This window comes from Streptomyces sp. R33, from assembly GCF_041200175.1.
In the GTDB taxonomy this organism is placed as follows: domain Bacteria; phylum Actinomycetota; class Actinomycetes; order Streptomycetales; family Streptomycetaceae; genus Streptomyces; species Streptomyces katrae_B.
Genome location: NZ_CP165727.1, coordinates 4,804,019 through 4,823,317 on the forward strand (window position 1 = coordinate 4,804,019; position 19,299 = coordinate 4,823,317).

A 19,299-nucleotide genomic window follows, 5' to 3' on the forward strand; every position below is an offset into this window, starting at 1 on the left:
GGTGGAGGGGAGGGTCCCGGAGGCCGGACAGCTCGGACGGGAGCTGCCCGGCACCTGGGATTCAGTGATTAGGACAGCGACTTGATGACTTCGCGGACCTTGGTGTTGATCTCGGCCGGGATCGGCGCGTAGCCGTTCTCGGAGAGGACCTTCTGGCCCGCGTCCGAGGCGGTGTAGTTGAGGAAGGACTTGACGGTGGCGAGCGTCTCGGGCTTGTTGCCCTTGTCGCAGACGACCTCGTACGTCACCAGGACGATCGGGTAGGCACCCTCGGCCTTGGTGGTGTAGTCAAGCTTAAGAGCCAGGTCCGAGCCGGTCCCGGCGATCTTGGCGGCGGCGATGGCCTTGGAGGCGCTGTCGGCGGAGGCCTTGACCGGAGCGGCGGCGCCCGTGTTCACGTCGACCGTCTTGATGCTCTGCGCGGAGGCGTAGGACAGCTCGAAGTAGCCGATCGCGCCGTCAACGGCCTTGACCTGCGAGGCGACACCGGCGGAGCCGGAGGCGGCCTGGCCACCGGGGGCCGGCCACTTCTTGGCGGCGTCGTAGGTCCACTCAGCGGGAGCGGCGGCCTTGAGGTACTTGCCCAGGTTCTCGGTGGTGCCCGAGTCCTCGGAGCGGTGGAAGGCCTGGATGGCGGTGGAGGGAAGCGTGACGCCGGGGTTCAGCTTCTTGATCGCCTCGTCGTCCCACTTCTTGATCTTGTCGTTGAAGATGTTGGCGAGGGTGGGGGCGTCCAGCGTCAGCTTGTCCACGCCGGAGACGTTGAAGCCGATGGCGATGGGGCCGCCGACCATGGGCAGGTTGATGCCCTGGCCGCCGGTGCAGATCTTCTTCGACTCCTCGACCTGCTCGGGCTTCAGCGCGGAGTCCGAGCCGGCGAAACCGACGGTGCCCTGGTTGAAGGCGACGATGCCCTCACCGGAGGAGGAGGACTTGTAGTTGACCTCGACGCCGGAGCAGGCGGCCATGTAGGCCTTCACCCACAGGTCGACGGCGTTCTTCTGGGCGGAGGAGCCGGAGGCCAGGAGCTTGCCCTTGGCGTCGTCGCACTTGATGTCGCCCGCAGCGGCGGCCGACGGCTTGCCGCTGGCGGCGCCGCCGTCCTTCGTGTTGTCGTCCGAGCCGCACGCCGTGAGGACCAGGGCGCCGGACACGACAAGCGCCCCGAGGGCGGAGGCACGAAGCATGTTCTTGCGCTGAAGCTTCACTTTCGGGTGTTCCTTCCAGAAGCCGCCGGCCGCTTTCTGTATCGGGGCGGCGTGCGAAGAGGACTACGTCAGGTGCACGACGTGTCGCTCGTCCCGGTGGGCGACGCGCTCCGTGCACCAATGAAATTAGGCAGATCAGGTGAAGTGGCCGACCGGGGCAAATGAACGGACGGTGAACCATGGCGGACGGCCTGGTGTGGAGGGGCCGGTTTGCGCTGCAGCGTCATCCGCCGTTGTCCCGCCGTTACCGTTATGTGACCGGCCGGGGGTGGCTGATTCCTTTCGGTCAGCCGGCGGGGGCCGCCGCCGGCTGCCACAGGTCCTGGAACGTGAACCGGGCCGCCTCCACCTCGTGGCGCTGGTCCGCGTGCAGCACCCCCAGCGCGTACGCCGTCGCCGGGGCGATCCGCGGGGTGCGGGCCGCCGTCGCCGAGGCGGCCGCGGCCTCGGCGGCGTCGCGGTGGCGGTCCAGCGCGTCGCCGGCCGCCGCCAGCCGGGCCACGTCCTCGCCCAGGGCCTCCCGGGCGTAGCGGTGGACCCGCAGCAGCCGGCGCACCTCGTGCCAGCAGCCGTCCTGGTCGGGGTTGTACGGGTGGGCCTCGGCGGCGTGCGGCAGCGCCGAGACGGCCGTCGCCAGCCGGGTCCGGGCCACCTCCGCCAGCGGGACCAGGACCTCGTCGACCCGCCCCCGGGCCGCGACCGGGTCCAGCGGCACCTCGGAGGCCAGGACCGCCACCGCGTCCGCGACCGCGTGGAACCGGGACGAGCCCAGCGCCTGCAGGGTCGCCGAGTGGGCGCGGGTCCGGGCCAGCGTCAGCTGCCGCTCCAGCAGGGCGGCCGCCCGCGCCGAGCCCACCGTCAGCGCACCCGAGGCGCCGCGGGGCGCGGGCACCTCCGGCGAGCCCGACAGCCGGTGCAGGGCGTCCAGCAGCCGGGTCAGCCGGGCGGCGTACGCGTGCTCGTCCGCGAGGGTCGAGGACAGCCACACCAGTTCGGTGCGCAGCCCGTCGGCCCAGGAGGACTCGGTCACCACCCGGAAGGTGGTCAGGGACCCGCTGATCCGGCGCGCAGCCCCCCGCAGGCTGCGCGCCGCACCGCCGCCCTCCGCGGCGTCGGCCCCGCTCTCCTCGTGGAGTCGGAGCCCGCGTAGGAAGGCGGTGGCCTGGGCCCGCAGGTACGTGCCGAGCACGTCCCCCGCGGAGCCCTCTCCACGCGCTGTCAGGTCATGGTTTGGCAGAGCCACGCCGGCGCCTCCGGGCGTCTATGAGCATCTCCTGAACGTGCCGCAGCGGCTGGCCTTCGTGGTCCGTGCTGTGCCGGGTCCATTCGCCGTCCGGGCCCAGGTGCCAGGAGGAGGTGGAGTCGGACATCCCGGTCTCCAGCATCCGGTCCAGTGCCGCGCGGTGGGCCGGGTCGGCGACCCTGACCAGTGCCTCGATGCGGCGGTCGAGATTGCGGTGCATCATGTCGGCGCTGCCGATCCACACCTCGGGCTCGCCGCCGTTGCCGAAGGCGAAGACCCGGGAGTGTTCCAGGAAGCGGCCGAGGACCGAGCGGACCCGGATGTTCTCCGAGAGCCCGGGGACCCCGGGGCGCACGGCGCAGATGCCGCGGACCCAGATGTCGACGGGCACTCCCGCCTGGGAGGCCCGGTAGAGCGAGTCGATCAGGGCCTCGTCGACGATCGAGTTCATCTTGAGCCGCACGTACGCGGGGCGGCCCGCCCGGTGGTGGGCGGCCTCCTTGTCGATGCGCGAGATCAGCCCGTCGCGCAGCGAGCGCGGCGCGACGATCAGCCGGCGGTAGGTCTCGCGGCGCGAGTACCCGGACAGCCGGTTGAACAGGTCGGAGAGGTCCGCGCCGACCTGCGGGTCGGCGGTGAGCAGGCCGAGGTCCTCGTACAGGCGGGCGGTCTTGGGGTGGTAGTTGCCGGTGCCGACGTGGGAGTAGCGGCGCAGCGTGTCGCCCTCCTGGCGGACGACGAGCGACAGCTTGCAGTGGGTCTTCAGGCCCACCAGCCCGTACACGACGTGGCAGCCCGACTCCTCCAGCTTGCGGGCCCACTTGATGTTGGCCTGCTCGTCGAAGCGGGCTTTGATCTCGACGAGCACCAGGACCTGCTTGCCGGATTCGGCGGCGTCGATCAGGGCGTCCACGATCGGGGAGTCGCCGGAGGTCCGGTACAGCGTCTGCTTGATCGCGAGGACGTCCGGGTCGGCGGCGGCCTGCTCCAGGAAGGCCTGCACCGAGGTGGAGAAGGAGTCGTACGGGTGGTGCAGCAGCACGTCCCGCTCGCGCAGCGCGGCGAAGATGTCGGGCGCGGACGCGGACTCGACCTCGGCGAGGTCGCGGTGGGTGCCGGCGACGAACTTGGGGTACTTCAGCTCGGGCCGGTCCAGGGAGGCGATGCCGAAGAGGCCGGTCAGGTCCAGCGGGCCGGGCAGCGGGTAGACCTCGGCGGCGGAGACGTTCAGCTCCTGCACGAGGAGGTCCAGGATGCCGGGGTCGATGGACTCCTCGACCTCCAGGCGCACCGGCGGGCCGAAGCGGCGCCGCATGAGCTCCTTCTCCAGGGCCTGGAGCAGGTTCTCGGCGTCGTCCTCCTCGACCTCGAGGTCCTCGTTTCGGGTCACCCGGAACATGTGGTGCGCGAGCACCTCCATGCCGGGGAAGAGCTCCTCCAGGTGCGCGGCGATGACGTCCTCGAGGGGGACGTAGCGCTGCGGGGAGGCCTCCAGGAAGCGGGAGAGCAGCGGCGGGACCTTGACGCGGGCGAAGTGGCGGTGGCCGCTGACCGGGTTGCGGACGACGACGGCCAGGTTCAGGGAGAGCCCGGAGATGTACGGGAACGGGTGCGCGGGGTCCACGGCCAGCGGGGTGAGCACCGGGAAGATCTGGTTCCGGAACAGCGTGAAGAGGCGGGCCTGCTCCTTCTCGGTGAGGTCCGGCCAGCGGATGAGGTGGATGCCCTCTTCGGCGAGCTGCGGGGAGATGTCCTGCTGGAAGCAGGCGGCGTGCCGCGCCATGAGCTCGCGCGAGCGCGTCCAGATCAGGTCGAGCACCTCGCGGGGCTGCAGCCCGGAGGCCGAACGGGTGGCGACGCCGGTCGCGATGCGGCGCTTGAGGCCGGCGACGCGGACCATGAAGAACTCGTCGAGGTTGCTCGCGAAGATCGCCAGGAAGTTGGCGCGCTCCAGCAGCGGGGTCGCCGGGTCCTCGGCCAGCTCCAGGACCCGCTCGTTGAAGGCCAGCCAGCTGCGTTCGCGGTCGAGGAACCGCCCCGGCGGGAGCTCGCCGCCCTCTTTGTCGTCGTAGGCGTCCAGATCGGCGTCGAGATCGGGTGCCAGCCCGGGCCCCTGGCCGGAATGCGGGCGGTGCGCGGCTATGGAGCCGATCCGCGCAGGCTTGGGCGCCGGGCCGGCGGAGGCTGCGGTGGACGTGTGAGACGGGTGCTGGGCGGGGACCTCGGTGGGGCCTGCGCTGGGCTGGTGGCTCATGACTCCATTGTTCCGCGCAAGCGGCAGGACAGGCGCGTCGGAAGTGGTCGCCGTCAGTCGGAGTCGGGGCTGCATGCGGGGAGAGTCGCAAGCGCGTCTTAAGGTCCGGTGAATGGCGCATGGCTTCCAGGCTCCGGGTGGTGCACGAGTACGTCTTTTCCGCGCCCGGTATACACCCGTACGGGCCCCGCGCGCCTCCGGCGCACCCGTACGGGCTTCCCCCGTGGCTGCGGATCAGCTCTCGGTGCGGTACATCAGGTCGACCTCGTGGGTGCTGAAGCCGAGGCCCTCGTAGACGGCGAGGGCGGCCGGATTGTCGGCGTCCACGTACAGCATCGCGGTGGGCAGTCCCGCCCCGGCGAGGTGGTGCAGGCCGATCGCGGTGAGGGCCTTGCCGAGGCCGCCGCCCTGGGCGCCGGGGCGGACGCCGAGCACGTAGACCTCCCCGAGCCGCTCCTCGGCGTGGACCTTCGTCCAGTGGAAGCCGACGAGCTCCCCGTCCCGCTCGGCGAGGAAGAAGCCCTTGGGGTCGAACCACGGCTGCGCGATGCGGTCGTTCAGGTCCCGCTGGGTCAGCGCGCCCTGTTCGGGGTGGTGGGCGAAGGCGGCCGCGTTGACCGCGAGCCAGGCCGCGTCGTCCTGGCCGGGCACGAAGGTGCGTACGGTCACTCCTGCCGGCAGCACCACCTCGGGCAGCGGGGGCCCCTCCGGGCCGAGCGGGCGGCGCAGCTGGCGCAGCTCCCGGAACAGGGTCAGGCCGAGGACCTGTGCGAGGTGGCGGGCGGCGGACTTGCCGCCGTGCGCCCACACCCGGATCCGCTTGCCGGAGGCGGCCAGCAGGGCCGAGCCCAGCGCCCGCCCGTGCCCGCGCCCGCGCAGCGCGGGGTGGACGACGAGCTCGGCGGCGGGGGCCTCCACCGGGTCGGTGTCCTCCAGTTGCCCGTATCCGGCGAGCCGGCCCTTCTCGGTGAGCAGGAAGTGTCGGATCCCCTCGCGGCGTCCGCCGCGCAGCTGGAGGCGGCCCTGCTCGGACACGGCGGTCGTGCCGTCCGTGCGCGCCGCGTCCTCGATGAGGGCGAGCACGGCCGTTGCCTGTTCTTCCGTCAGCTCGTCGAGGGTCTCAATCTGGCGTCCCGGCTCCAGGGCCGCTGCTGCGTCGTCAGTCATGCGTCGAGCGTACGACCGCGGGAGGCGCCTGCGGTGGTGTGCGTGCAGCGGACCGACGGTGAGCCGTCTTCTGCGTGTAACCAGGCTGACACCCGTACCCCCTGTCGTGCTACGCGCGTTGACCATAGGCTGCCGCCGACCTCCCGAGTTTCACCGCTGTCCAAAAGGGGACTAAATGTCAGCGACGCCACAACGGCACCGCCGAACCCGCCGGTTGACCTTCGCCGCCATCGCCGTCACGGCCGGCGCCGGAGCGATGGTCGCGGCCGCACTGCCGGCCGGTGCCGCGAGTGGTGGCGGTGCGGGCAAGAGCCGCACCGTCGATGTGCAGATGCTGTCGTTCAACGACTTCCACGGCACGCTGGAGCCGCCGCAGGGCTCCTCCGGCACCGTGAGCGAGCGTCAGCCGGACGGCACCACCAAGGCGATACCCGCCGGTGGTGTCGAGTACCTGGCGACCAGCCTGCGCGAGGCCCGCAAGGGCCACGAGTACTCCGTCACGGCCGCGGCCGGCGACATGATCGGCGGCAGCCCGATGCTGTCCGGTCTCTTCCACGACGAGCCCACCGTCGAGGCGCTGAACAAGCTGAAGCTGGACGTCAGCAGCGTCGGCAACCACGAGTTCGACGAGGGGAAGACCGAGCTGCGCCGCATGGCGTACGGCGGCTGCCACCCGGTCGAGGGCTGCTTCGAGTTCGGCAAGGAGTTCACGGGCGCCGAGTTCAAGTACCTCGCGGCGAACGTCACGGACGAGAAGACCAAGCGTCCGATGATGAACCCCACGTTCATCTGGCAGAAGGGGGACGTGAAGATCGGCTTCATCGGCGTCACCCTGGAGGGCACGCCGGACGTCGTCACCGCCGAAGGGGTCAAGGGCCTCAAGTTCGGCGACGAGGTCGAGACGATCAACAAGTACGCCGCCGAGCTGAACAAGCAGGGCGTCAAGTCGATCGTCGCGCTCATCCACGAGGGCGGCCTGCCCGCGAGCGGCGCGTACAACTACGACTGCAACACCCCGGGCGCCGGCGCCGGCATCTCGGGCGCGATCGTGGACATCGCCAAGAACGTGGACCCGAAGGTCGACGCGCTGGTGACCGGCCACACGCACCAGGCGTACGCCTGCAACATCCCGGATCCGGCGGGCAACCCGCGCATGGTGACCTCGGCCGCCTCCTACGGCCGCCTGTTCACGGACACCACGCTGACGTACGACCGCCAGACCAAGGACATCGTCCGTACGGCGGCACTCGCGCCGAAGCCGGTCAACAAGGTCGTCACCCGGGACCAGCCCAAGGCACCGGACATGACCGAGCTGATCACCCGCTGGAACGCGCTCGCGGCCCCGGTCGCCAGCCGTCCGATGGGCTACATCTCGGCGGACATCGCGGGCCGCGGCTCCGAGGCGCCCGAGAAGCCGCTCGGTGACCTGATCGCCGACGCGCAGCTGGAGGCCACGGCCCCGGCGGCCAAGGGCGGCGCGCAGCTGGCCATCATGAACCCGGGCGGCATCCGCGCCGACCTGGCCTACAAGGCCGCGGGCGCCGAGGGCGACGGCGTCGTGACGTACGGCGAGTCCTACACGGTCCAGCCGTTCAACAACCTGATGAACATCGTCGACCTGACGGGCGCGCAGCTGATCACCGCGCTCCAGCAGCAGGTCAGCGGCCCGGTCAACGGTGCGAACCCGAAGATCCTGCAGGTCTCGAAGGGCTTCACCTACACCCTGGACATGACGAAGACGGGCGTGGACCGCATCGCCGTGGACTCGGTGAAGCTGAACGGCGCGGCGATCGACCCCGCCAAGACCTACCGGGTCGCGATGAACGAGTTCCTCGCGGGCGGCGGTGACGGCTTCACCGTCCTGAAGGAGCACAAGAACAAGCTGGTCGGCGTGCCCGACCTGGAGGCGTTCAACGCCTACCTGGCGAAGTCGACCCAGGCGGCCCCGATCGCCCCGCCGGCGGCGGACCGCATCACGGTCGTCAAGTAACACCCGCGGACAGCACCGGCGACGGTCTGTACGCAACAGCCACGCCCGAAGGGGCGGCGGGCCCTGCGGCCCGCCGCCCCTTCGGCATCTGCCCCGTACCCCCGTGACGGGACGGACACGGCCGTCAGAGCGTCGCGAGGAACTTCCCCACGGCCGCGTTGAAGCCCGCCGGGTCCGTGAACGGCACGAAGTGGTCCCCGTCCAGCGGCGTGTACGAGGTCCCGGGCCGCCGGGCGACCATCGCGTCGGCCGTGTCCCGGGTGAGCGCCTGGCTGCCGGTGCCGTGGATCAGCACGGCCGGGCAGCTGCTCGCGAGCCAGGCGTCCCAGTGGTCGCCGCGGCAGCCTTCGATGGAGTCGAGCATGTCCTGCGGGTGGAACGGCAGCCGCCAGCCCTCGCCGGACGGGAGCGGGCGCAGCACCCGCTCGACGAACTGGGAGCCCACCGGCCCGGCGGCGGCGAGGAGCTCCTCGCGGGTGGGGGCGGTGTACCGCATGCCGTGGAGGAAGTCGAAGACCGCCCCCTGCGGGACGGGGTGGACCTCCACGGTGGAATCCACGGCGATGAGCGCCGAGATCCGGTCCGGGTGGGCGGCCGCCAGGTGGACGGCGTTGAGCCCGCCGAGGGAGTAGCCGAGGAGGGCGACGGGGGCATCGAGGCCGAGGTGGTCGAGGAGCGCGACGGCGTCGGATACGTATCCGGCGCGGCCGTAGTCGGCGGCCCGGTCGGAGTCGCCGTGGCCGCGCTGGTCGGGGGCGATGACCCGCCAGCCGTCGTCCAGGGCGCCGGCCAGGCCGGCGAACGCGAGGCCTTCGGACATGCCCCCGTGCAGGGCGAGCAGCGGGCGGCCCGGGCCGCCGAAGTCCCGGTACGACAGTGTGCGGCCGTCGATCGTCATCGTGTGGCGCATGGTTCCGCTCTCCCCTGTGTGTCCTGCTGTGGCGGTGACCCAACGAAGACTGCCAGGATTTGGGCAAGCGTGCAATACGTTTGTCTTGGGCGCTTGCCCAAGTCGCTGCGCGGCTACGATCCCGGCATGGGAAATCGCGAGGACCTGCTGGCCGGAGCGCGCCGTTGCCTGGAGGAGAAGGGGTACTCGCGCACGACCGTGCGCGACATCGCCGCGGCGTCGAAGGTGAGCATGGCCGCGATCGGCTACCACTTCGGCTCCCGCGAGGCCCTGCTCAACCTCGCGCTGTTCGCCGCCATGGACGAATGGGCCGCCGGGTCCGGCCGACTCGCGGGCCAGGGCGACACCACAGAGGAGCGGTACGCCGACACCTGGGACCGCAAGATCCAGGACTTCGGCGACATGCGCTGGCTCTGGATCGCCAACGTCGAGGCCTTCGTCCACGCGCAGTCCTCGCCCGAGCTGCTCGCGGCCCTCGCCGAGGGTCAGCGCCGCTCCCGCCGCATGGTGGCCGCGCAGCTGCGCGGGGTCCCGGAGGACGCGGTCGCCGAGGAGGACGTACGGGCCCTCGGGTCGGTGCACATCGCCCTGCTGACCGGGGTGATGGTGCAGACCCTGACCGACCCGGAGCAGGCGCCGAACGGGCGGGAGCTCGCCCAAGGGCTGCGCATCATGGCCGAGTTGCTCGAAAGGTGAGTGCTACCGAAGGGTAGTAAAGCCAGGTCCCGCACGCCAGAATCCGGGGGCACCCAGCCGTGGCTGGGAATCCATCACCGGGTCGGCAAAGGGGCGGACATGGCACTGGATCGTCGGGCATTTCTGGTCGGGGCGATGGCGGCGGGCGCGGCCGCGGGCCTCGGAGCGGCGGCCCCTGCCTCCGCCCGCACGCTCGGCACCCGCGCGGCCCTCGGCACGCAGGACTGGATGGCCGGACTCGGCGACTCCACGGCCCTGCAGCGCATGACCATCCCCGGCACGCACGACTCCGGCGCCACCAAGGGCGGGCTCTACGTCGCCTGCCAGAACACCTCGATCGCCCAGCAGCTCGACTCCGGGATCCGCTTCCTCGACGTCCGCTGCCGCGTCACGGGCGGCTCGTTCGCCATCCACCACGCGGCCTTCTTCCAGGATCTGATGTTCGGCGACGTCCTCGTCGCCTGCGCGAACTTCCTTGCCGCGCACCCCTCCGAGACCCTGCTGATGCGGCTCAAGCAGGAGTACTCCGAGGACAGCGACGCCACCTTCCGCGCCGTCTTCGACGACTACCTCGACCACCGCGGCTGGCGCCCGCTCTTCCGCATCGCCGACAGCCTGCCCACCCTCGGCCAGGCCCGCGGCAAGGTCGTGCTCCTCGCCGACAACGGCGGCCTGCCCGGACTGCGCTACGGCGACGGCAACCTCTTCGACATCCAGGACGACTACAACACCGAGCCCTTCGCCAAACGCGGCCGGATCGAGAACCACTTCCGCAAGGCCGTCCAGCAGCCCGGCAAGCTGTTCGTGAACTACGTCAGCACCGCCGCCTACATGCCGCCGCGCTGGAACTCCGACCGGCTCAACCCGCAGGTGCACGCCTTCGTCGACGGCGGGGAGCTGGCCGGCGGGACCGGGCTGGGGATCGTCCCGATGGACTTCCCGAACACCCGGTCAGGCCTGGTCGCCTCCCTGATCCGGCACAACTGAGCCCGGTACCCGGCCGGGACGGCCCCCGGCAGGGCCGCCGCGGGCCGGCCCCGGTCAGGCGGCCGGGTCCGGCCGGTCGGCCGGCGGCGGGGTCGGGGCCCCCGGGATGCGCAGGAGGGCCTCCGTGCCCGGGCCGCCGTCCGCGGGGGCGCGCAGCTCGGCGCTGCCGCCCGCGCGCTGCGCCGTACGGGCCACGATCGACAGCCCGAGTCCGCTGCCCGGCAGGGCCCGGGCCGACGGGGACCGCCAGAACCGCTCGAACACGTGCGGGAGGTCCTCGGCCGGGACACCGGGACCGTGGTCGCGTACGGTCAGCTCGCCCGCCCGCAGCGAGACCTCCACCGAGCCCCCGGGCGGGCTGAACTTCACCGCGTTGTCGAGGACGTTGACGACCGCCCGCTCCAGCGCCGCCGCCTCGCCCCGCACGTACCAGGGCTCCAGATCGGACGTGAAGTCCAGCTCGGGGCCGCGCAGCCGGGCCCGGGACAGCGCGGTCCGCACGATCTCCTGCAGCGCCACCACCTCCAGCCTGGCGGGCGGGGCCGCGTCCGGACGGGACAGTTCCTGGAGGTCGCCGATCAGCGCGGCCAGCTCCGTCATCTGCGCCTTGACCGAGGCCAGCAGCTCCCTGCGGTCCTCGGGCGGGATGGCCCGGCCGGTCTCCTCGCTGCGCGCGAGCAGCTCGATGTTGGTCCGCAGCGAGGTCAGCGGCGTGCGCAGCTCGTGACCGGCGTCCGCGATCAGCTGGGCCTGCCGCTCCTGGGAGGAGGCGAGCGCCGCCGTCATGGAGTTGAAGGAGCGCGACAGGCGGGCGATCTCGTCGTCGCCGTCGTGCGGGATCTGCACGGTGAGGTCCTCGGTCCGGGCGATGTGCTCGACGGCGCCCGTGAGTTCGTCGACCGGCCGCAGCCCCGTACGGGCCACCCACAGGCCGGCCGCGCCCGCGCCGACGACACCGACCCCGCAGACGAAGAGCAGCACCCAGGCCAGCGTGGACAGCGGCTTCTCGATGTCGGCGAGCGGTTTGGCGACCGAGATGGCGACGCTGCCGCCCACCGGGCCGGTGACGTTCACCGGCTGGGTGTAGACCCGTACGGGCGTGCCGTCCGTGGTGTGGCCGTCGTACAGCACCGGGCCGCGCTCGCCCCGGGCGACCTCGAGGTCGTACCCCGTCACCGGGAGGGTGTTCTTGCCGTCCACCCAGCAGCGCCCGCCCGTGGGCAGCACGATCTGCACCTGCGCGCTCAGGTTGTTCACGATCGCGCCGGGCACCTGCTCCCGGCAGCCGAGCTGGGGCAGCGTCTGATTGGCCTGGGCGCTCGCGTTGGTGGAGCGCAGCGAACTGTCCAGCTGGCCCTTCAGCTGCGTACGCACCATGAACCAGCTGACGACGGCGACGGCAGCGACGGCGACCGCCACCGCGACCGTGACCAGAAGTGCGAGCCGAGAGCGCAGCGGCAGCGCACGGAACCGGGCGACCGGGCTCACTCGTGCCCTCCGGAGTCGCCGGCCCCCGCGGCGCGCAGGACGTAGCCCACCCCGCGCACGGTGTGCACCAGGCGGGGCTCGCCGCCGGCCTCGGTCTTGCGGCGCAGGTACATCACGTACACGTCCAGGGAGTTGGAACTGGGCTCGAAGTCGAAGCCCCAGACGGTCTTGAGGATCTGCTCGCGGGTCAGCACCTGGCGCGGGTGCGCCAGGAACATCTCCAGCAGCGTGAACTCGGTGCGGGTCAGCTCCACCGGGCGCCCGGAGCGGGTGACCTCGCGGGTGGCGAGGTCCATGCGCAGGTCGCCGAACGCCAGCGTGTCCGTCTCCTCGGCCTCGACGCCGCCGGGCCGCGGGGCGGCGTACGCGCTGCGGCGCAGCAGGGCACGGACGCGGGCGAAGAGCTCGTCGAGCTCGAAGGGCTTGACGAGGTAGTCGTCGGCGCCCGCGTCGAGGCCCGTGACGCGGTCGCCGACGGTGTCGCGGGCGGTGAGCATCAGGATCGGGGTGGTGCTGCCGGCGGCACGCAGCCGGCGGGCCGCCGTCAGTCCGTCCATACGGGGCATCTGGATGTCGAGGACGATCAGGCCGGGCTCGTACGAGGCCGCCTTGTCGAGGGCGTCGAGCCCGTCGACGGCGGTCTGCACGGCGTACCCCTCGAAGGCGAGGCTGCGGCGCAGCGCCTCCCGCACGGCGGGCTCGTCGTCGACGACGAGGATGCGGTGCGGGTCGCCTTCGGCCGGAATCATCTGTGGTCCCCCAGGGGTCGTGGTCGGTCGTACCAGGCTCGCACGGCGGCCCTAGGACGAGGTCCCGAAGCCGTCGCCGACGCTGTCACTGCCACCGGCGCCGCCCTTGCGGAGGGAGGCCAGGTCGGCCTTGATCGTGTTCACCGGGATGGCGAAGCCGAGGCCGACGCTGCCGGCGGTGGAGCTGTCGCTCGAGGGGGAGTAGATCGCGGAGGGCATGCCCACGATCTCGCCGTTCATGTTGACGAGGGCGCCGCCGGAGTTGCCCGGGTTGAGGGAGGCGTCCGTCTGGATGGCCTTGTACGAGGTGGTGTTCGACCCGGTGTTCCCGTTGAACTGCTGACCGTCGTACGAGAACGGCCAGCCGCCGCCGTTGCCGCGCTGCCGCTGGGGTGCCTGCTGCTCGGACTTGGGCACGTTGACCTCGCGGTTCAGGGCCGAGACGATGCCGCTCGTGACCGTGCCGGTGAGGCGGTCGGGGGAGCCGATGGCGACGACCTGCTCGCCGACCTTGAGGCCGTCGGAGTCGCCGAGCCTGGCCGGCTTGAGGCCGGTCGCGCCCTGGAGCTTGATGAGGGCGAGGTCCTTGTCGGGGTCGGTGCCGACGGTCTTGGCGGTGTACTTCTTGCCGTCGCTCATCGTCACCTGGATCTCGGTGGCGCCGTCGATCACGTGGTTGTTGGTGACGATCTCGCCGTCGGCGGTGACCACGACGCCGGAGCCGGTGCCCTGGCCGGAGCCGGTGCGGGTGTCGATCCGCACGACGGAGGGGCTGACCTGCTCGGCCACTCCGGAGACCGTGCCGCTGCTGGACTGCGAGACGTTGGTGCCGTTGACGCCGCCGCTGCGGACCTGGCTGCCGAGCAGCTGCTGCACGGCGGCCGCGGTGCCGCCCCCGACGACGGCGGCGGCCAGCGCCACGGCGGCGAGCAGTGCCACGGGCCGCCGGGCCCGGGCCGCGTGCGCGGGGCCCGCAAGGGGTGCGGGAGCTGCCGGGGGCTGGGCTGCCGGGGGCTGGTGCGCCTCGTGCCAGCCGGGTGCCGCCGGGGGCGGGTAGGCGGGCGGCGGCGGGTAGGCCCCGCCGAGGGGCGCGCTCTGGGTCGGGCCGTTCTCCTGCGGGTACTCGCCGTCGCGGCGGAAGCTCTCGGTCATGACCACGACTCTGTCCGCGGATCATGAGAGCTTCCTGAGTCCCCCCTGAGAACCCCGACAGAACCGCGTATGCCCGACATGAGCCGGCCGGCCCGAGCGGTGCGAGGGGTACCTGAAAAGGGCTAGTGGCAGCCGCAGGAGCGGCGGATCACCAGGGCCGACGGGAACTGCTTCAGGCGTTCCCGGCGGGAGCCGGCCACCCGGAGGGCGTCGTCCAGGACCAGATCCACCGCGGCCCGCGCCATCGCCGGGCGGTCCGAGGCGATCGTCGTCAGCGGCGGGTCCGTCAGGGCCGCCTCCTTGACGTCGTCGAAGCCGGCCACCGCCAGCTCTCCCGGCACGTCGATGCGCAGTTCCCGCGCCGCGCGCAGGACGCCGATCGCCTGGTCGTCCGTGGCGCAGAAGATCGCCGGCGGGCGGTCCGGGCCCGACAGGACCTCCAGCGCGACCCGGTACGCGTCGTACCGGTTGTACGGCGCCTCGAAGAGGCGGCCTTCCGTCGAGCGGCCCGACTCCTGCATCGCCCGGCGCCAGCCCTCCACGTGGTCGGCGACGGGGTCGCCGACCGACGGGGTGTTCTCCACCCCGCCGATGCAGGCGACGTACTCGTGCCCGTGCTCGAGCAGGTGCCGGGTGGCGAGCTGCGCGCCGCCGATGTCGTCCGTGACGACGGCGACGTCGTCGATCGCCTCCGGCCGCTCGTGCAGCAGCACGACCCGCGCGTCCCACGCCTCGATCTCCGAGGCCGCCCGCTCGCTCATGCCCTGGCTGACCAGGATCAGCCCGGAGACCCGCATCCCGAGGAAGGCACGCAGGTAGTGCACCTCGCGCTCGTCCCGGTAGTCGGAGTTCCCGACCAGGACCATCTTTCCGCGCTCGGCGGCGGCCTGCTCGACCGCGTGCGCCATCTCCGCGAAGAACGGCTGCCGCGCATCGGGGACGATCATGCCTATGAGGTCGGTGCGCCGCGACGCCATCGCCTGGGCGACCCGGTCCGGGCGGTAGCCCAGCTCCTTGATCGCGGCGAGTACACGCTCGCGCGTGGCCGGGGCGACCGGCCGGGGTCCGTTGTTGATGACGTAGCTCACGACGGCGGTAGACGTACCCGCAAGTCGTGCAACGTCATCCCGCGTCACCTTGGCCACGCTCGGGAGTCTACGCGGGGTGACCTACCTCTGGGCAGGCCGTCCTGCCGACTGGACGATCACAGGAGGTTCCTCCATACGGGGGACGCCGGTCGCCGCCTGGGCCGCTGCCTTGGCCGCGGCCTGGGCAGCCGCCTCCGCGGCCGCCCGCTCGACCTTCTCCGGCGTGACGAAGCGGTAGCCGACGTTGCGGACCGTCCCGATCAGCGACTCGTGCTCGGGGCCGAGCTTCGCGCGCAGCCGCCGTACGTGGACGTCCACCGTCCGGGTGCCGCCGAAGTAGTCGTACCCCCAGACCTCCTGGAGCAGCTGGGCCCGCGTGAAGACCCGGCCCGGGTGCTGCGCGAGGTACTTGAGGAGCTCGAACTCCTTGAAGGTGAGGTCGAGGACCCGGCCCTTCAGCTTCGCCGAGTACGTCGCCTCGTCGACCGACAGGTCGCCGTTGCGGATCTCCATCGGGGAGTCGTCGGAGCCCAGCTGCTGGCGGCCGGTGGCGAGGCGCAGCCGCGCCTCGACCTCGGCCGGGCCCGCGGTGTCGAGGAGGACGTCGTCGATGCCCCAGTCGGCGGTGACGGCGGCGAGGCCGCCCTCGGTGACGACGAGGATCAGCGGACAGCCGGGGCCGGTGGAGCGGAGCAGCTGGCACAGCGAGCGCACCTGCGGCAGATCGCGGCGGCCGTCGACGAGGATGACGTCCGCGCCGGGGGTGTCCACGAGCGCGGGGCCCTCCGCGGGGGCCACCCGGACGTTGTGCAGCAGCAGGCCGAGGGCGGGCAGCACCTCGGTGGACGGCTGCAGGGCATTGGTCAGCAGCAGGAGTGAGCTCATGCCCGACCACCTGCCCAGGTCGGGCGGTTCTGCACGGTTCGCTGGTCCATCACGTCGGTTCCTCCTCGGTCCCGTCGAGGACTTTCGCGGTACTGCTTCGTACGTGGTGCGTGCGGCGCCTTGCCGGTCCCCGCGCCCTGAGGTCCGGACGGACGCCACTGTTCTCGGTCCGTTCAACGTGCTGAAAGCACAAAAGGACCCGGGGGCAACGTTGCCCGGATCCTCTCGCCAGCAGAATAGCCCACCCGCCGGTGCGGGGCCGAGGCTTCGGCACCGCCTCTGCTGTGGTTCCTGCCACCCTTACGCCCAGCTTATGCCCCGGTTTCACCGGATCGATGGACGTACGGCGGGCCGCCCGGGCGCACGCCGGGCGCGCGGAGGCACACCGGATCAGCGCTCCGGAGGGTTCATGATGGAGGCCGACGGTAGAGAGCCGACGATAGGAGCTGCAGTGGCAACCGGAACCATCCGCTACTGGGCGGCGGCCAAGGCCGCGGCCAAGACGGCGGAGGAGCCGTACTCGGCGCAGACACTGGCCGAGGCGCTCGACGCCGTGCGGGAGCGCCACCCCGGGGAGCTGACCCGGGTCCTGCAGCGCTGCTCCTTCCTCGTGAACGAAGAGCCCGTGGGCAAGCGCCCGCACGATGCCGTTCCGCTGACCGAGGGGGGCACCGTCGAGGTGCTCCCGCCGTTCGCGGGCGGGTGAGCGGAAACCGATGAGCACTCCCGAGGAACAACAGCAGCACCAGCAGCAGCACCAGCAGCAGCCCCGCAACGACCGGCAGGACCCGTACGGGACCCAGACCTGGCAGTCGGACACCTGGGACACCGGCTACCAGCCGGTCCAGCCGGTCCAGCCGGTCCAGCCGGTCCAGCCGCCGCTGGGGGCGCTGCCCGGCCAGCCCGTGGCTCTCGAGGGCTGGTTCCGCGACGAGGCCCCGGCCGCGCAGGCACAGCCCCAGGCCCAGGCCCAGCCCCAGACCGCCGAGGGCTGGTCCGAGGGCGGCGCCGGCACGTCGTGGCCGGCCGGGTCCGGCGCCGCGGCCGAGCAGACCGCGTACCTGCCGCCCTACCCGGGCCCGGCCGCGGCCGACCCGCAGCCGGTCGCTCCCGAGGGCTGGTTCCGGGACGAGGCCCCCGCCGCCCAGGCCCAGGCCCAGATCCAGGCCCAGGCGCAGGCCCAGGCGCCCGCGGCCGAGTGGCCGCCGAGCGGTGGCCCGGGCGCGGCCTGGTCCGAGGGTTCCGCCGCCGAGCAGACGGCCTACCTCCCGCCCCAGGCGGCCGGTGCCGCCGAGCAGACGGCCTACCTCCCGCCGTACCCCGGCCCCGGGGCCCCGGCGGCCGCCGAGACCGCGTACCTGCCGCCGTACCCCGGCCCGGCCGCGGCCGACCCGCAGCCGCAGGCGCAGCCCATGGCGCCCGAGGGCTGGTTCCGCGACGAGGCTCCCGAAGCCCAGGCCCAGGCCCAGGCTCCCGCCCCCGACTGGGCGCCGAGCGGGGGTGCCGCCTGGGGCGAGGGTTCCGCCGCCGAGCAGACGGCCTATCTCCCGCCGCAGGCCGCCGCCCCCGCGGGCGACGCCGCCGAGCAGACCGCCTTCCTGCCGCCGTACCCCGGCCCCGGCCCCGGCCCGGGCGCCGAGGAGCCGGCCGCCACGGCCGCCCCCGCTCCGGCGGAGCAGCCCGCGGGCCCCGTCGGCTCCGAGATCCCGGGCGAGGAGCCCGCGTACTCCCCGCCCACCCTCGCCGGCAACACCCTGCGCGCCGTCGATCCCGCCCAGGCGCGGGCCGAGGGCCGCTCGCCGATCATCGACCCCGGCCCGCAGCCGGCCATACTGACCGCCGCCCTCGGGCTGCTGCTGGCCGGTGCCGCCGCCTTCGGCGACCTCGCGCTGCTCGCCCCGCTGGTCGCCCTCCAGGCGCTCACCGCGGCCGGCTGGTTCCGGCTCAACGGCATGTGGCCCGCCCGGCAGGGCATCGCCCTCGCCTTCCTCGGGGCGCTCGTCGCCGACGCCGCCGTGCTCGCCCTGGACGACCCGTACGGCCCCGGCGCGATCATCGGCACCCTCGGGGCCTGGGTGCTGCTCACGCTGGTCCTCCAGCTGCGCAGCCACGCCGACCCCGACGAGCGGATGTACGGGCTGATGGCCTCCGTGGCCTCCGCCGCGCTGGCCATCGTCTGCGCCGGCTACCTCGCCGCCGACTCCGCCGCCGTCAGCGTCGGCGCCGCGGCCGTCGCGGTCGCCGTGTTCACCCGCGCGCTGCCGCTGCCGACGCCGGCCTCCGTCGGCGTCTCGCTGGCCGCGGCCACCGGCGCCGGGATCGCGGTGGGCGGACTGACCTCCGTCGGGGTGGGCGGGGCGCTGGTCGGGCTGGCCGCCGGGGTGTGCGCGCTGATCGGGCTGCGCGTGGCCGCGTACGACTACCCGTCCAAGTTCGTCCACATGACGGCCGGTGTCGCGCTGCCGCTGGCGGCCGCCGCTCCCGCCGTCTACCTGATCGGGCGGGTGGTGGGCTGAGGCCGGACCTCCCCAAGGCCGGCCGGCCGCGGCGGGCATCACACCGCCGCTGACGGCCTCCGTACGGCCGATCATGGTCCACTAGAACGCACGTACCGATCTACAGGGGGAGGGGCACGTGCGGTTCCTGCGTGTTGTTGTGATCATCGGAGTGGTGCTGGGCGCCCTGTTCGCGGGCGCCGACCGCTGGGCGGTCAGCTATGCCGAGAACCGGCTGGCCGAGCGCATCCAGGCCCGCCAGGGGCTGGCGGGGAGCACGGAGGTGGACATCCACGGGTTCCCGTTCCTGACCCAGGCGCTCAGCCACGACCTCGACCGCGTCGACGTGAAGCTGAAGGGCGTCGAGGCCGTCTCGGACGGCCGCAAGACGCGGCTCTCGCAGCTCGACGCCAGCTTCCGCAGCGTGAAGCTGAACGGGGACTACAGCGGGGGCACCGCCGAGCGGGCCGAGGGCACGGCCCTCGTCACGTACCGGGACCTGACCGAGGCCTCGCAGACCGGTGTGACGGTCACCTACGGCGGGGCGCCGGGCAAGGTGAAGGTCACGGCGGCGGTGGAGGTCCTCGGCCGCAGGCTCTCCCCCAGCGTGGTGTCGACCGTCACGCTCGTGGACGCGCCGGGCGGCGGCAAGATGGTCCGGGTCCGGGCCGACGAGGTGCCCGGCGAGGGTCTGCCCGGGATCGAGAGCGCGGTCCGCAAGAAGACCGACTTCGACCGCCGGCTCGACGGCGGACTGCCGTCCGGGCTCAAGCTGACCACGCTGACCTCGGACGAGGCCGGTGTCCACCTCACGCTGAGCGGCTCGGACGTGGTGCTGGCCGGATCGTGAGACGGCGCGGTCCGATCCTTAGAAGGACGGGCCCTGCCAAGGCCCCCGGAGGCGGTGCGGCAGCCACCCGGGGGCATGTGCATCCCAATATTCGGACGATCCCGTCTCGGAATATGACACGCCGGTGACAGGGCGGC

Annotated in this window: 16 protein-coding genes; 6 read left to right on the plus strand and 10 right to left on the minus strand. The window is 72.6% G+C overall.

Going from position 1 to position 19,299, the window contains the following annotated elements:
- Positions 1–68: 68 nt before the first annotated feature.
- The 4 genes from pstS to mshD form a co-directional block, all read right to left on the minus strand.
- Positions 69–1,208, minus strand: a complete 1,140-nt coding sequence (pstS, locus tag AB5J51_RS22030) for a phosphate ABC transporter substrate-binding protein PstS (RefSeq protein WP_136225789.1) — start codon at positions 1,206–1,208, stop codon at positions 69–71.
- A 286-nt stretch (positions 1,209–1,494) separates the two neighbouring features.
- The gene (locus AB5J51_RS22035) at positions 1,495–2,451 is read right to left on the minus strand and encodes a CHAD domain-containing protein (RefSeq protein WP_136225788.1); all 957 of its coding nucleotides are present in this window, start codon (positions 2,449–2,451) and stop codon (positions 1,495–1,497) included.
- Complete coding sequence (locus tag AB5J51_RS22040; protein WP_369778442.1) at positions 2,432–4,705, minus strand: RNA degradosome polyphosphate kinase; 2,274 nt, start codon at positions 4,703–4,705, stop codon at positions 2,432–2,434. Before AB5J51_RS22040 ends, AB5J51_RS22035 begins: the two co-directional genes overlap by 20 nt.
- A gap of 234 nt (positions 4,706–4,939) precedes the next feature.
- Complete coding sequence (gene mshD, locus AB5J51_RS22045) at positions 4,940–5,872, minus strand: mycothiol synthase (protein ID WP_053787908.1); 933 nt, start codon at positions 5,870–5,872, stop codon at positions 4,940–4,942.
- 175 nt (positions 5,873–6,047) lie between these two features.
- Between mshD and AB5J51_RS22050 the strand changes: the two genes are divergently transcribed.
- The gene (locus AB5J51_RS22050; protein WP_369778444.1) at positions 6,048–7,862 is read left to right on the plus strand and encodes a bifunctional UDP-sugar hydrolase/5'-nucleotidase; all 1,815 of its coding nucleotides are present in this window, start codon (positions 6,048–6,050) and stop codon (positions 7,860–7,862) included.
- A 124-nt stretch (positions 7,863–7,986) separates the two neighbouring features.
- On the opposite strand, the gene AB5J51_RS22055 is transcribed toward AB5J51_RS22050, so the two are convergent.
- Positions 7,987–8,772 carry an alpha/beta fold hydrolase gene (locus AB5J51_RS22055; protein ID WP_369778445.1) on the minus strand — a complete coding sequence of 262 codons (786 nt, stop codon included), beginning with the start codon at positions 8,770–8,772 and terminating at the stop codon, positions 7,987–7,989.
- A gap of 126 nt (positions 8,773–8,898) precedes the next feature.
- Between AB5J51_RS22055 and AB5J51_RS22060 the strand changes: the two genes are divergently transcribed.
- Positions 8,899–9,468 carry a TetR/AcrR family transcriptional regulator gene (locus tag AB5J51_RS22060; RefSeq protein ID WP_053787905.1) on the plus strand — a complete coding sequence of 190 codons (570 nt, stop codon included), beginning with the start codon at positions 8,899–8,901 and terminating at the stop codon, positions 9,466–9,468.
- A gap of 99 nt (positions 9,469–9,567) precedes the next feature.
- On the plus strand, positions 9,568–10,455 hold the full coding sequence (locus AB5J51_RS22065) for a phosphatidylinositol-specific phospholipase C (protein ID WP_369778447.1): 888 nt from the start codon (positions 9,568–9,570) through the stop codon (positions 10,453–10,455).
- A gap of 54 nt (positions 10,456–10,509) precedes the next feature.
- On the opposite strand, the gene AB5J51_RS22070 is transcribed toward AB5J51_RS22065, so the two are convergent.
- The 5 genes from AB5J51_RS22070 to AB5J51_RS22090 all read right to left on the minus strand — a co-directional run bounded on the left by AB5J51_RS22070 (position 10,510) and on the right by AB5J51_RS22090 (position 15,817).
- Complete coding sequence (locus AB5J51_RS22070; protein WP_053787903.1) at positions 10,510–11,943, minus strand: cell wall metabolism sensor histidine kinase WalK; 1,434 nt, start codon at positions 11,941–11,943, stop codon at positions 10,510–10,512.
- A complete protein-coding gene (locus tag AB5J51_RS22075; RefSeq protein ID WP_053787902.1) occupies positions 11,940–12,692 on the minus strand; it encodes a response regulator transcription factor in 753 nt (250 codons plus the stop codon). The genes AB5J51_RS22070 and AB5J51_RS22075 overlap by 4 nt, the downstream gene beginning before the upstream one ends.
- A gap of 51 nt (positions 12,693–12,743) precedes the next feature.
- Positions 12,744–13,844 (minus strand): S1C family serine protease, encoded by a 1,101-nt coding sequence (locus AB5J51_RS22080; protein ID WP_369778448.1) that lies wholly within the window; start codon positions 13,842–13,844, stop codon positions 12,744–12,746.
- 122 nt (positions 13,845–13,966) lie between these two features.
- A complete protein-coding gene (locus AB5J51_RS22085; protein WP_030300863.1) occupies positions 13,967–14,989 on the minus strand; it encodes a LacI family DNA-binding transcriptional regulator in 1,023 nt (340 codons plus the stop codon).
- Between the two features lie 24 nt (positions 14,990–15,013).
- Positions 15,014–15,817, minus strand: a complete 804-nt coding sequence (locus AB5J51_RS22090; RefSeq protein ID WP_053787900.1) for a response regulator transcription factor — start codon at positions 15,815–15,817, stop codon at positions 15,014–15,016.
- A 451-nt stretch (positions 15,818–16,268) separates the two neighbouring features.
- Here AB5J51_RS22090 and AB5J51_RS22095 point away from each other — a divergent pair, with 451 nt between their 5' ends.
- The 3 genes from AB5J51_RS22095 (at position 16,269) to AB5J51_RS22105 (ending at position 19,162) form a co-directional block, all read left to right on the plus strand.
- The gene (locus AB5J51_RS22095) at positions 16,269–16,523 is read left to right on the plus strand and encodes a MoaD/ThiS family protein (protein WP_030300859.1); all 255 of its coding nucleotides are present in this window, start codon (positions 16,269–16,271) and stop codon (positions 16,521–16,523) included.
- A 652-nt stretch (positions 16,524–17,175) separates the two neighbouring features.
- Positions 17,176–18,333: a hypothetical protein gene (locus AB5J51_RS22100; RefSeq protein ID WP_369780291.1), complete on the plus strand. Its 1,158-nt coding sequence runs from the start codon at positions 17,176–17,178 to the stop codon at positions 18,331–18,333.
- Positions 18,334–18,451: 118 nt separating this feature from the next.
- Complete coding sequence (locus tag AB5J51_RS22105; protein ID WP_133897623.1) at positions 18,452–19,162, plus strand: DUF2993 domain-containing protein; 711 nt, start codon at positions 18,452–18,454, stop codon at positions 19,160–19,162.
- Positions 19,163–19,299 lie beyond the last annotated feature (137 nt).

Bases quoted from the DNA above. Each gene is read 5' to 3' on its own strand.
- AB5J51_RS22040 (WP_369778442.1), bottom strand. From the start codon at position 4,705: ATGAGCCACCAGCCCAGCGCAGGCCCCACCGAGGTCCCCGCCCAGCAC.
- mshD (WP_053787908.1), bottom strand. From the start codon at position 5,872: ATGACTGACGACGCAGCAGCGGCCCTGGAGCCGGGACGCCAGATTGAG.
- AB5J51_RS22050 (WP_369778444.1), top strand. From the start codon at position 6,048: ATGTCAGCGACGCCACAACGGCACCGCCGAACCCGCCGGTTGACCTTC.
- AB5J51_RS22055 (WP_369778445.1), bottom strand. From the start codon at position 8,772: ATGCGCCACACGATGACGATCGACGGCCGCACACTGTCGTACCGGGAC.
- AB5J51_RS22060 (WP_053787905.1), top strand. From the start codon at position 8,899: ATGGGAAATCGCGAGGACCTGCTGGCCGGAGCGCGCCGTTGCCTGGAG.
- AB5J51_RS22065 (WP_369778447.1), top strand. From the start codon at position 9,568: ATGGCACTGGATCGTCGGGCATTTCTGGTCGGGGCGATGGCGGCGGGC.
- AB5J51_RS22075 (WP_053787902.1), bottom strand. From the start codon at position 12,692: ATGATTCCGGCCGAAGGCGACCCGCACCGCATCCTCGTCGTCGACGAC.
- AB5J51_RS22080 (WP_369778448.1), bottom strand. From the start codon at position 13,844: ATGACCGAGAGCTTCCGCCGCGACGGCGAGTACCCGCAGGAGAACGGC.
- AB5J51_RS22090 (WP_053787900.1), bottom strand. From the start codon at position 15,817: ATGAGCTCACTCCTGCTGCTGACCAATGCCCTGCAGCCGTCCACCGAG.